7 protein-coding genes and 1 pseudogene are annotated in these 11761 nt (G+C 76.3%); all 8 read right to left on the bottom strand.

Annotated features, from left to right (window positions below; all coding sequences use genetic code 11):
• Nucleotides 1-69 precede the first annotated feature (69 nt).
• The gene (murC, locus tag AB6N23_RS14360) at nt 70-2730 is read right to left on the bottom strand and encodes a UDP-N-acetylmuramate--L-alanine ligase (protein ID WP_412866695.1); all 2661 of its coding nucleotides are present in this window, start codon (nt 2728-2730) and stop codon (nt 70-72) included.
• Nucleotides 2723-3985 (bottom strand): putative lipid II flippase FtsW, encoded by a 1263-nt coding sequence (gene ftsW / locus AB6N23_RS14355; RefSeq protein WP_412866694.1) that lies wholly within the window; start codon nt 3983-3985, stop codon nt 2723-2725. The genes murC and ftsW overlap by 8 nt, the downstream gene beginning before the upstream one ends.
• On the bottom strand, nt 3982-5460 hold the full coding sequence (gene murD, locus AB6N23_RS14350) for a UDP-N-acetylmuramoyl-L-alanine--D-glutamate ligase (protein ID WP_412866693.1): 1479 nt from the start codon (nt 5458-5460) through the stop codon (nt 3982-3984). The genes ftsW and murD overlap by 4 nt, the downstream gene beginning before the upstream one ends.
• Nucleotides 5461-6543: a phospho-N-acetylmuramoyl-pentapeptide-transferase gene (mraY, locus tag AB6N23_RS14345; protein WP_412866692.1), complete on the bottom strand. Its 1083-nt coding sequence runs from the start codon at nt 6541-6543 to the stop codon at nt 5461-5463. It abuts the gene before it with no gap.
• Nucleotides 6540-7973, bottom strand: a complete 1434-nt coding sequence (locus AB6N23_RS14340) for a UDP-N-acetylmuramoyl-tripeptide--D-alanyl-D-alanine ligase (protein ID WP_412866691.1) — start codon at nt 7971-7973, stop codon at nt 6540-6542. Before AB6N23_RS14340 ends, mraY begins: the two co-directional genes overlap by 4 nt.
• Nucleotides 7970-9592, bottom strand: a complete 1623-nt coding sequence (locus AB6N23_RS14335; RefSeq protein ID WP_412866690.1) for a UDP-N-acetylmuramoyl-L-alanyl-D-glutamate--2,6-diaminopimelate ligase — start codon at nt 9590-9592, stop codon at nt 7970-7972. Before AB6N23_RS14335 ends, AB6N23_RS14340 begins: the two co-directional genes overlap by 4 nt.
• Nucleotides 9593-9618: 26 nt before the next feature.
• Nucleotides 9619-11340 carry a peptidoglycan D,D-transpeptidase FtsI family protein gene (locus tag AB6N23_RS14330; RefSeq protein WP_412866689.1) on the bottom strand — a complete coding sequence of 574 codons (1722 nt, stop codon included), beginning with the start codon at nt 11338-11340 and terminating at the stop codon, nt 9619-9621.
• 344 nt (nt 11341-11684) lie between these two features.
• Nucleotides 11685-11761 (bottom strand): annotated as a pseudogene (locus AB6N23_RS14325) (His/Gly/Thr/Pro-type tRNA ligase C-terminal domain-containing protein); the annotation flags it as partial.

The following is an 11761-nucleotide window of genomic DNA, read 5'->3' as shown; positions in this document are numbered from 1 at the left end:
GGCCCGGACGCGACGTCCGCGCCGGGCCGGCCGGCCGGCGCGGGCGCGGTGCGGGCGGCCGGTCGGGACTCACGGCACCGCACCGTCCACGGACGCGCCGGCGTCGGCGGACGTGCCCCGCTCCTCGAGCGCGGCCAGCACGACCGGCCCGAGCTCGGTGACGTCGCCCGCGCCGACGGTGAGGACGAGGTCGCCGTCCCGCGCCAGCGCCGCCACGGCGTGCGCCGCACCGACCCGGTCGGGGACGAAGCGCGCCTTGCCGGGCGTCGGCACGGCATCCGCCACGAGGGCGCCCGTCACCGCGGGGTCCGGGTCCTCGCGCGCGGCGTAGACGTCGGTGACGACGACGCCGTCGGCGAGGTCGAACGCCGCGCCGAACTCCGCCGCGAAGGTGCGCGTGCGGGAGAACAGGTGCGGCTGGAACAGCGCGAGCACCCGGCCGGCGCCGGCCACCTGCCGGGCGGCCGTCAGGAGCGCCGCCACCTCGGTCGGGTGGTGCGCGTAGTCGTCGACGACCCGCACGCCCGCGGCCGTGCCGCGGTCCTCGAACCGGCGGCCCGTGCCGGCGAAGGCGTCCAGCCCCGCGGCCGCGGCGGCCGGCGCGACGCCGAGGCGGCGCAGCGCGCACCACGCGGCGGCCGCGTCGAGCGCCATGTGCGCGCCGGGCACGCGCAGCCGCAGCGTGACGGGGCCCGTGCCGTCGGCCGGCGTGAGGACGACCTCCCACCGGCCGTCGTCCGTGGCGCGGCTCCCGCCGACGTGCACGTCCGCGTCCTGCCCGACCCCGTAGGTGACGACGTCGGCGCCGCGCTGCCGCAGCCCGTCCCGGGCGCTCGCGACCAGCCGGGCCGCGCCCGGGTCGTCGGCGCAGGCCACGAGCCGGCCGCCCGGGCGCACGCGCGCGGCGAAGCGCACGAACGCCTCCTCGAACGCCTCGCGCGAGCCGTAGTGGTCCAGGTGGTCGGGCTCCACGTTGGTGACGACGGCGACGAGCGGCTCGTACGCCAGGAACGAGCCGTCGGACTCGTCGGCCTCGGCCACGAACGGGCCGTCCCCGTGCCGCGACCCGCCGAGGGTGCCCTCCGCCGACCGCACGACGCCACCGATCGCGAACGCCGGGTCGGCGCCCGCGTGCACGAGCGCCGTCGCGATCATGGCCGACGTGGTCGTCTTGCCGTGCGCACCGGCGACCGCGACGGCGTCGCGGCCGGCCATCAGCGACGCGAGCGCCTCCGACCGGTGCAGCACCGGCAGCCCGCGCGCCTGCGCCGCGGCGACCTCGGGGTTGGACGCACGGACCGCCGACGACACGACGAGGGAGTCGACGTCGTCGACGTGCGCGGCGTCGTGGCCGACGTGCACCCGCACGCCGGCCGCGCGCAGGCCGGCGAGGGCGGGTCCGTCGTGGGCGTCCGAGCCGCTGACCGTCAGCCCGCGCGCCGCGAGCAGCGGCGCGATCGCCGACATGCCCGCCCCGCCGACGCCGACGAGGTGCACGCGGCCCAGGTCGACCAGCGGCACGGGTGCGCGCGTGCCCGGGTGCGGCACGGCCGGCCCGTCGGCGGGTGCGGCGCCGGCCGGCACCACGGACGCCGCCACGTGCGCCGGGAGCTGCGCCTCCACGAGCGCCACGACGCGGGCGGCACCGTCACGCACGCCCACCCCGGCGGCCGCGGCGCCCATCCGCAGCCGGGCCTCGGCGGCGTCGCCGGACGCCAGCAGCACCGGCAGGTGCGCCCGCACCCAGTCGGGCGTGAGGTCCGCGTCCTCGACGAGCACGCCGCCCCCGGCCGCGACCACCGGCGCGGCGTTGAGGCGCTGCTCGCCGTTGCCCACGGGCAGCGGTACGTACACGGCCGGGATCCCCAGCGCCGCCAGCTCGCACACCGTGCCCGCGCCGGCACGCCCGACGACGACGTCGGCCACGGCGAGGGCGTGCTCCATCGCGGTGAGGTACTCCAGCACGTGGTACCGCTCGGCGCCGGGCACGTCGGCCACGGCGGCGCGCACGTCGGCGTCCTTGCCGCGGCCCGTCAGGTGCAGCACCTGCGCACCGGTGGCGAGCAGGTCCGCCGCGGCGCCGGCGACGGCCCGGTTGACGCTCACCGCGCCGAGCGAGCCGCCGGTGACGAGCAGCGTCGTGGCCCCGGGGTCGAGGCCGAGCGCGGCCGCCGCGGTGCGGCGCGCGCCGTCCGGGTCGGTCGCCCGCGCGTGCACGAGGTCCTGCACGGGGCGCCGCAGGGGCAGGCCGGTCACGTGGGCACGAGGCAGCTCGGTGCCGGGGAACGTGACGGCGACGGCGGCGGCCCCCCGGGCGCCGAGACGGTTCGCGAGGCCCGGCCGGGCGTTCTGCTCGTGCACCACCACCGGGATCCCGCGCCGGCGGGCGGCGAGGTACGCGGGCGTCGCGACGTAGCCGCCGAACCCGACGACGACGTGCGCGCCGACGGCGTCGATCGCCTCCTCCGCCGCGGCCACCGCGGCGCGCAGCCGGCCGGGCAGGCGGAACCAGTCCGCGGTGGGGCGGCGCGGCAGCGGGACGCGCGGCACGACGGCCAGCGGGTACCCGTGCTCCGGCACGAGCCGGGCCTCGAGGCCCTCGGCCGTGCCGAGCACGGACAGGCGCGCGTCGGGGTGCCGGCGGCGCAGCTCGTCGGCGACCGCCAGCAGCGGGTTGACGTGGCCGGCGGTGCCGCCGCCGGCGAGGAGGACGGCGGGCGCGTCAGCCACGGGTCCGTCCGATCACCGCGAGCGAGCGGCGGACCACCGAGGGCCGCGCCGCGAGCGCCTCGGCGGCGCCGGGCTCGGAGCGGGCGAAGGAGATGAGGACGCCGAGCGCGGCCATCGTCACGATGAGTGCGGACCCTCCTGCGGACACGAGCGGCAGCGGCACGCCGATGACGGGCGCGAGGCCGATGACGACCGCGATGTTGATGGTGGCCTGGCCGACGACCCACGCGCAGATGCCGGCCGTGGTGATCTTGACGAACGGGTCCGGGTGCCGCCGGATGACGCGGATCATGGCGAACGCGAGCAGCGCGAACAGACCGAGGACGAGCAGCGTGCCCACGAGCCCGAGCTCCTCGCCGAGGATCGCGAAGATGAAGTCGTTGTGCGCCGCGGGCAGGTACGACCACTTCTCGCGGCTCTCCCCCAGCCCCAGCCCGCCGAGGCCGCCCGTCGCCAGCCCCCAGCCGCCGTGCAGCGTCTGGTAGCACTCGTTGGTGACGTCGCAGGTGGCGGACAGCCACGACATGATCCGGTTGACGCGGTTCTCGCTGCCGATCGCGAGCACGGCGACGCCCGCGGCGGCGACGAGCCCGGCGACGGCGAAGATGCGCAGCGGCACGCCGGCGACGAACATCGCCCCCGCCACGAGCAGGACGAGGACGAGCGCCGTGCCGAGGTCGTGGCCGAGCAGCACCGCGCCGATGGCGAGGCCGGCGACGGGCACGGCCGGGACGAGCGCGTGCTTCCACTCGTGCAGGAGCGCGAGCTTGCGCGTGAGGACGGCGCCGAGCCACACGGCGAGGGCGAGCTTGACGGTCTCAGACGGCTGCGCGGAGAACCCGGGCAGGCAGACCCAGTTGCGGTTGCCTCCCGCACCGCAGCCGAGCGGCGTGAACACGAGCATCTGGAACACGACGGCCGCACCGAGCACCGGCCACGCGGCGGCGCGCAGCGCGCGCACCGGCATCCGTGACAGGACGAGCAGCGCGGGCAGCCCGATGAGCGCGTACTTCGCCTGGTCGAGGAACACCGCGTACGGCGAGTCCCCCTCGGCGAGCGACTCGACGCTCGAGCTCGACAGCACCATGACGAGGCCGACGACGACGAGCAGCGCGCTCGCGCCGACGAGCACGTAGTAGCTCGTGACGGCCGAGTTCCACGCACCGAGGAAGGACGGCTCGCGTCCCGCGAGGGGGGTGCCGCCGCCGGGCGTCCGCGTGCCGACCGCCGGACCGGGGCCGGCGGTCGCCGTCACGGCCGGGCCTCCGGGCCGTCGGCGCGCGGGCTCACCCCGTCCGCCCCGAGTGCCTGCACGGCGGCCGCGAAGGCGTCGCCGCGCGCCGCGTACGACGCGAACTGGTCCATCGAGGCGCTGGCGGGCGCGAGCAGCACGGTGACCGGGACCCCGGCGGGTGCCCCGGCCGCCAGCCGGCGGGCCTCCTGCACGGCACGGGTCATCACCGGCTCAGTGTCACCGGCGGGCACCTCGATCACCGGGACATCCGGTGCGTGTCGGGCGAGGGCGTCCCGCAGCGGCGCACGGTCGACGCCGATGAGGACGACGCCCCGCAGCCGGTCGCGGCGCGCGCGGACGAGCTCGTCGAACGTCGCCCCCTTGGCGAGCCCGCCCGCCACCCACACGACGGAGCCCTCGCCGAACGCGGCGAGGGACGCCGCCGCGGCGTGCGCGTTCGTGGCCTTCGAGTCGTCGACGTACGCGACGCCGTCGACGCGTCCCACGGTGACGATGCGGTGCGCGCCCGGCCCGAACGCGCGCAGGCCGTCCCGCACGTGCACGGGCTCGACGCCGTGCGCGAGGGCCAGCGCCGCGGCGGCGAGGGCGTTGCGGACGACGTGCGGCGGCACGACGCCGTCGGGGCCCGCGAGCTGCGCGAGGTCCGCGAGCGTGCCGAGCTCGGCGGCGTGCGTGTGCCGCAGCCGCGCGAAGCCGCGGTCGACGAGCACGTCCTCGACGAGGCCGACCTGGCCGACGCCCGGCATGCCGAGCGTGAACCCGACGGCCACGGCGCCGTCGACCACGTCGGCGTCCCGGACGAGCTGCTCGGTCACCGGGTCCGCGGCGTTGTAGACGCACGCGACCTGCGTGCGCTCGAAGACCCGGCCCTTCGCCTCGGCGTACGCCTCGAGCGACCCGTGCCAGTCGAGGTGGTCCGGCGCGACGTTGAGCACGGCGGCGGCCTGCGGCGACATCGAGTGCGTGAGGTGCAGCTGGAAGCTCGAGAGCTCGACGGCCAGCACGTCGACCCGCGGGTCGACCGCCGCGAGCACGACGGGCGTGCCGACGTTCCCGACGGCCGGGGCGTTGCGGCCCGCGGCACGCAGGATCGACTCGAGCATCCCGACGGTCGTCGTCTTGCCGTTCGTGCCCGTGACCGCGAGCCACGGCGCGGCCTCGCCGGCGCCGCCGTCGCGCGGCACGCGGACCTGCCACGCGAGCTCGACCTCGCTCCAGGCCGGCACGTCCCGCTCGCGGGCCGCGGCCAGCAGCGGGTGGTGCGGCGGCAGGCCGGGCGAGGCGACGACCAGGTCGACGTCCGCGAGGCCGTCGGCGGCGAGGAACGCGTCGACGTCGTGGTGGTCCGCCTCCGCGGCCCGGTCGTCGAACGTGACGACGCGTGCACCGCGGTCGGTGAGGACCTGGGCCGCCGCCCGGCCGGAGACGCCGAGCCCGGCGACCAGGACCGTGCGGCCGTCGAACCGTGCGTCCACCTAGCCCGCCACCCACTCCGCGTAGAAGATGCCGACGCCGAGCGCCACGAACAGCCCGGCGATGATCCAGAACCGGATCACGATCGTGACCTCGCCCCACCCGGACAGCTCGAAGTGGTGGTGCAGCGGTGCCATCTTGAACACGCGCTTGCCGGTCATCTTGAAGAAGCCGATCTGGATGACGTCCGACAGCACGATGACGACGAAGAGGCCGCCGATGATCGCGCCGAGGATCTCGGTGCGCGTGAGGATCGTCAGCGCGGCGAGCGCGCCGCCGAGCGCGAGCGAGCCCGTGTCGCCCATGAAGATCTTGGCGGGGCTGGCGTTCCACCACAGGAAGCCGAACAGGGCGCCGGTGACGGCCGCCGCCACGACCGCGAGGTCGAGCGGGTCGCGCGTCTCGTAGCACCGCGGTCCGGCCGTGAGCACCGACTGGCACGTCTGGTTGAACTGCCACACGCCCACGAGCACGTACGCGCCGAAGACGATCAGCGACACGCCCGTCGCGAGGCCGTCGAGCCCGTCGGTGAGGTTGACCGCGTTGGACCACGCCGTGATGAGGAAGTTCGCCCAGATGACGAACAGGAGCAGCCCGACGGTCGCGCCCGCGAACGCGAGGTCGATGTCGGTGTCCCGGATGAACGAGATGCGGGTCGACGCCGGCGTGCGGAACTGCTCGTTCGGGAACTGCAGGACCAGGACCGAGAACACGACACCGACGACGCCCTGCCCGACGATCTTCCAGAACGGCGACAGCCCGAGGCTGCGCTGCCGCGAGATCTTGATGAAGTCGTCGAGGAACCCGACGACGCCCAGGCCGGTCATGAGGAACAGCGCGAGCACCGCGGACGCGCTGGGCGTCGTGCCGGTGAGCAGGAGGCCGCAGAGCCAGCCCAGCAGCGTCGCGCCGATGATGACGACGCCGCCCATGGTCGGGGTGCCGCGCTTGGTGAAGTGCGCGGTCGGGCCGTCCTGCCGGATGAACTGGCCGTACTGCTTCCTGACGAGGAAGCGGATGAACAGCGGCGTGCCCAGCAGGGCGACGAGCATCGCGATGCCGCCCGAGATGAGGACGGCCCTCATGCGCCGGCCTCCACGAGGCGGTCGCCGAGCCGCCACAGGCCGGCGCCGTACGAGGACTTCACGAGGACGACGTCACCGGGGCGCAGCTCCTGCTCGAGGAAGGCGGCGGCGTTCTCCACGTCGTCCGCCAGGACCACCTCGTCGCCCCACGAGCCCTCGTGGTTGGCGCCGTCCCGGATGGCTCGGGCGCCTTCGCCCACGACGACCGTCAGGCCGATGTTGAGGCGGACGACGAGTCGGCCGATCGTGTCGTGCGCGGTCCGGTGCTCGTCGCCGAGCTCGAGCATCTCCCCGAGCACCGCGACGGAGCGCCGCTCGCGGCCGGCGATGACCGCCAGCGCCTTGAGCGCTGCGCGCATCGAGTCCGGGTTGGCGTTGTAGGAGTCGTCGACCACGGTGACGCCGTCCGGGCGCTCGACGACGTGCATGCGGTGCGGCGAGAGCGCGTCGGCGGCGCTGAGCCCGGTCGCGACCTCGTCGATCGTCAGCCCGACCGCCAGCGACGCGGCGGCCGCGGCGAGCGCGTTGTGCACGTGGTGCTCGCCGACCAGGCGCAGCGTGACCTCGCGGTCCTCGCCCGTGGGGACGTGCCGCAGCCGGAAGCGCGCCCGTCCCAGCGCGTCGAGGGTGACGTCCTCCGCCCGCACGTCCGCGTCCGACGACGCGCCGAAGAGGACGACGGGGCCCGGTGCGGCGACCGCCATGGCGCGCACGCGGTTGTCGTCGGCGTTGAGCACCGCGGTGCCGCCGGGGACGAGCCCCGCGACGATCTCCGCCTTGGCCCGCGCGACGGCGTCGATCCCGCCGAACCCGCCGAGGTGCGCCTGCCCGACCACGAGCACGACCGAGACGTCGGGCGGCGCGATGTCGGTGAGGTAGGTGAGGTGACCCGGCCCGCTCGCGCCCATCTCGAGCACGAGGAAGCGCGTCGCCTCGTCGGCGCGCAGCACCGTCAGCGGCAGGCCGATCTCGTTGTTGAACGACCGCACCGGGGCGACCGTGGGGCCCGCGGCGCCGCACAGCTGCGCGAGCAGGTCCTTCGTCGTCGTCTTGCCGACGGACCCGGTGACGCCGACGACGCGCAGGCCGCTGCCGCCGGGCTCGACGGCCGCCTCCCGCAGGCGGGCCAGCACGTCGCGCGCGAGGTCGCCGAGCGCACGCTCCACGTCGGGCACCACGACGCACGGCAGGGCGCCGTCGGGACCGTCGAGGGGGCGCGCGGCGAGGACGAGCGCCGCCCCGGCCGCCACGGCACCCGCCGCGAAGTCGTGGCCGTCGACGTGCTCGCCGGGCAGCGCGACGAACAGCCCGCCGGGCAGCACCTCCCGGGAGTCGACGACGACGGGTCCGGCGACGACGGTCCCCGGTGCGGTGCCGGACAGGGCTCCGCCGGTCGCGGCCGCGATCTCGGCCGCCGTGAGGGCGATCACGCGTGCTGCTCCTGATCCTGGTGCAGCCGCAGGTCCTGCGCCTGCACCCCCTGCGCGCGGGCGGCGAGGAACACGTCGCGGTCGTTGTAGCGGTGGAACACCCCGGCGATCTCCTGGGTCGGTTCGTGGCCCTTGCCCGTGACGATGACCGTGTCCCGGTCACCGGCGAGGGCGAGGGCGTCGCGGATGGCCTGCGCGCGGCTGGTCGCCTCGTGCACGTCGGCCAGGTCGGGACGGACGTCCCGCACCCCGTCGAGGATCGCCGCGCGGATCGCGGCGGGGTCCTCGGAGCGGGGGTTCTCGTCGGTGACGACGACGACGTCGGCGAGGCGCGCCGCGACGCCGCCCATGATCGGGCGCTTGCCCTGGTCGCGGTCGCCGTCGGAGCCCAGCACCAGGACGAGGCGCCCCGGCGTGATGGGACGCACCGCGGCGAGCGCGAGCTCCAGCGCGTCGGGCGTGTGCGCGTAGTCGACGAGGCACAGCGGCCACCCGTCGCCGCGCTCGACGACGCGCTCCATGCGGCCCGGGATCGCGTGCGCCGCCCCCACGGCGGCGATCGCCACGTCCAGCGGCACGCCCGCGGCGCGCGCGAGCACGACCGCGAGGGCGGCGTTCGACACGTTCACCAGACCGGGCAGCGGGCTCGCCGCCTCGTGCTCGGCGCCGTCGGGCCCGCGCAGCGTGAACCGGGAGCCGACGCCGTCGAGCCCGATGTCGGCCGACACGACGGCCCAGTCCGCGTCGGCCGCCTCGGGCGCGCCGACGTGCGTGGCGACGGTCTCGACGGGCACCGGGGACTCCGCCGCGAGCCGCCGCCCCCAGGCGTCGTCCACGACGACGACGCCGCGCCGCGCCTGCCCGGCCGCGAACAGGCGGGCCTTGTCGCGGAAGTAGCCCTCCATGTCGCCGTGGAAGTCGAGGTGGTCGCGCTGCAGGTTCGTGAAGCCGACGACGTCGAACTCGACGCCCCCGACGCGCCCCAGCGCGAGCGCGTGCGACGACACCTCGGTCGTCAGCGCGGTCGCGCCGCGCTCGAGCGCGAGGGCCAGCAGGTCCTGCAGGACGGGCGCCTCGACGGTGGTGCGCGGGCTCTCGACCGCGTCCTCGCCGATCCGGAGCTCGACCGTGCCCAGCACGGCCGTGCGGGCGTGGTGGGCACGCAGCGCCGCGTCGACGAAGTAGGTCGTCGTCGTCTTGCCGTTGGTCCCCGTGACGCCGACGGTGACGAGGCGGCGCGCCGGCTCGTCGTGGAACCACGCGGCGACGGGGCCCGCGACCGCGCGCGGCGAGCCGGCGAGGACCACGGGCACGGCGTCCGCGCCCGGTACGTCCCGCAGGAGCTCCGCGCCCGCGGCGTCCGTGAGCACCGCGACGGCGCCGGCCGCGACCGCGTCGCCGGCGAACCGCGCGCCGTGCACCTTGAGCCCGGGGACCGCGACGAACAGGTCGCCCGGCACCACGTCACGGCTCGCCATCGTGACGCCGCCGAAGGTCACGTCCTCCCCCGCCGCGTCGGCCAGGGAGAGCCCGAGGGACGGGCCCAGCGCGGACACGAGGGCGCCGACCCTGCGGACCGGCGGGTGCTCGGGGCGCAGCCGGCCCAGGGGGGACGTCATGGGGAGGAATCTACCCCGGCCGGTCGTCACCACGTGGTCGGGTACAGCGTCGCCGGCACCCCGGACGGCGCCACGCCGAGCTGCTGCAGGGCGTACTGCGTCAGCGAGCTGAACAGCGGCGCGGCGACCGTGCCGCCGTAGATCGACGTCTTCGGGTCGTGCAGGATGACGGCCGTCACGACCTGCGGGTCGTCCACCGGCGCCACGCCGATGAACGACGACGTGTAGCCCGCCGGGTCGAACTTCTGCGCCGTGCCGGTCTTGCCCCCGACGCGGTACCCGGGGATCGCCCCGCTCGAGCCGGTGCCGTCCACGACGGTGCTCTCCATCATCGACAGCACGGCGTCCGCCGTGCCGGACGACACGACCCGCGTCCCCTCGGGCTGCGCCTCGGGGTGGAACGTCCCGTCGGGCGACTCCCACCCCGCGATGAGGTGCGGCTCGGCGCGCACGCCGTCGTTCGCGATCGTCGCGAAGACGCTCGCCGCCTGCAACGCGTTGACCGACACCGCCTGGCCGAACAGCACGGCGTACTCGTCGCGCCCCTGCCACTTGTCGGGGGTGCGCAGCAGGCCCGGCGACTCGCCTGGCAGCTCGATGCCGGTGCGCGAGCCGAAGCCGAACGCCGTCATGTACTGGTGCCGCTGCTCCTTCGTGAGCCGCTCGCCGATGAGGATCGTGCCGACGTTCGACGACTCCGCGAAGATCCCGGTCGCGGTGAGCCGCTGCACCGGGTGGTCGTGGGAGTCCTTGATGGTCTCGCCGTGCGGCGTCTGCCAGCGGTCGCCGACCTCGAACGTGTCCGTCGGCGTGACGAGGCCCTGCTCCAGCGCGGCGGCCATCGTGACGACCTTGCTCGTCGAGCCCGGCTCGAAGACCTGCGTGACCGCGGCCGAGAGCGCCCCGGCGCCCTGCTCCCCCGGGTCGTTGGGGTCGATCGAGCCCGAGTCGGCCAGCGCGAGGATCTCGCCGTTCGGGCGCATGACGACGACCGCGCCGCCGGTCGCCCCCGTCGCGGCGACCTGCTCCTCCAGCTCCGCCTGGGCCTTGTACTGCAGGTCGGACTTCAGCGTGAGCCGCACGGAGTCGCCCGTCCGGGCCGGCGTGCCCTCCGAGACGCCGCCGGGGATCGGCTGGCCGCCGCGGCCGCGCTCGAAGCTCTCGTGCCCCGGGGCGCCGTGCAGGCGCTCGTCGAGCGTCAGCTCGAGCCCCTGCAGGCCGTGGCCCGACGAGTTGACGAAGCCGAGCATGTTGCCGGCCACCGCGCCCTTGGGGTACACGCGGTCGGCGACCTTGTCGACCATGATCCCGTCGATCCGCAGCGCGCGGATCTCGCGGGCGACCTCGGGCAGCACGTTCTTCTGCACGTACACGAACGTCCGCTCGCCCACGAGACGCCCGCCGAGCTCGGCGGGGTTCGCCCCGAGCAGGGGTGCGAGCCGCGCGGCGACGCCCGCGGGGCCGTCCTCGCCGTCCGAGCCCCGGGCGCGGTAGGTCGCCATCTTCGTCTGGTCCACCGCGATCGTGTAGCGCTCGACCGACGTGGCGAGCACGACGCCGTCGGCGTCGGTGATCTCGCCGCGGGCGCCGAGGACCTGGTAGCTCGTCATGCGCGCCGCGCGCGCCTGCTCGGCGATCTCGGGGCCCTTGAGCACCTGCACGTACACGAGCCGGCCGGCGAACAGCACGAGCAGGAGCGCGAAGGTGAGCGCCAGCGTGAGGACGCGCCCCCGCGACGCCGGCTGCACCGGCCGGGCCGGGGCCAGCCGGAGCAGGGCGGGTCCGCCGGGAGGACGGGTCGTCGCGGCGCCGGTGCGCGCGCTGCGCGGCGCCGTGACGCGGGTCGCCGTGCCGCGGGCCGTCGTCCCGCGCGTGGACGCCGCACGGGGCGTCGTGCCGCGGGCCGTCGTGCCGCGGGTCGTCGTGCCGCGGGTCGTCGTGCCCCGCGTGGTGGTGCCGCGGGCCGCGGAGCCGCGCGGCGTGCTGCCCGGAGTCCCGGCCTCGCGGGCCCCCGTGCGCGGTGCAGCGCCGTCGCGCGGCACGCGGGTGCCGGCCGCCGCCGGGGTGCCCCCGCGACGACCGACCGGGTCCTGCGCCCGACGACCACCACGAGCGGTACGCCGAGCAGCTCGGCGTCGGCGAACTTGACGCCCGGCGACACCCTCGGCC

This window comes from Cellulomonas pasadenensis, assembly GCF_047229365.1.
GTDB lineage: Bacteria > Actinomycetota > Actinomycetes > Actinomycetales > Cellulomonadaceae > Cellulomonas.
This window is presented reverse-complemented; position numbering and strand designations above follow the sequence as displayed.

What these genes read in the sequence shown, in the direction of transcription:
- AB6N23_RS14335 (WP_412866690.1), bottom strand. Translation starts at nt 9,592, where the DNA reads ATGACGTCCCCCCTGGGCCGGCTGCGCCCCGAGCACCCGCCGGTCCGC.
- mraY (WP_412866692.1), bottom strand. Translation starts at nt 6,543, where the DNA reads ATGAGGGCCGTCCTCATCTCGGGCGGCATCGCGATGCTCGTCGCCCTG.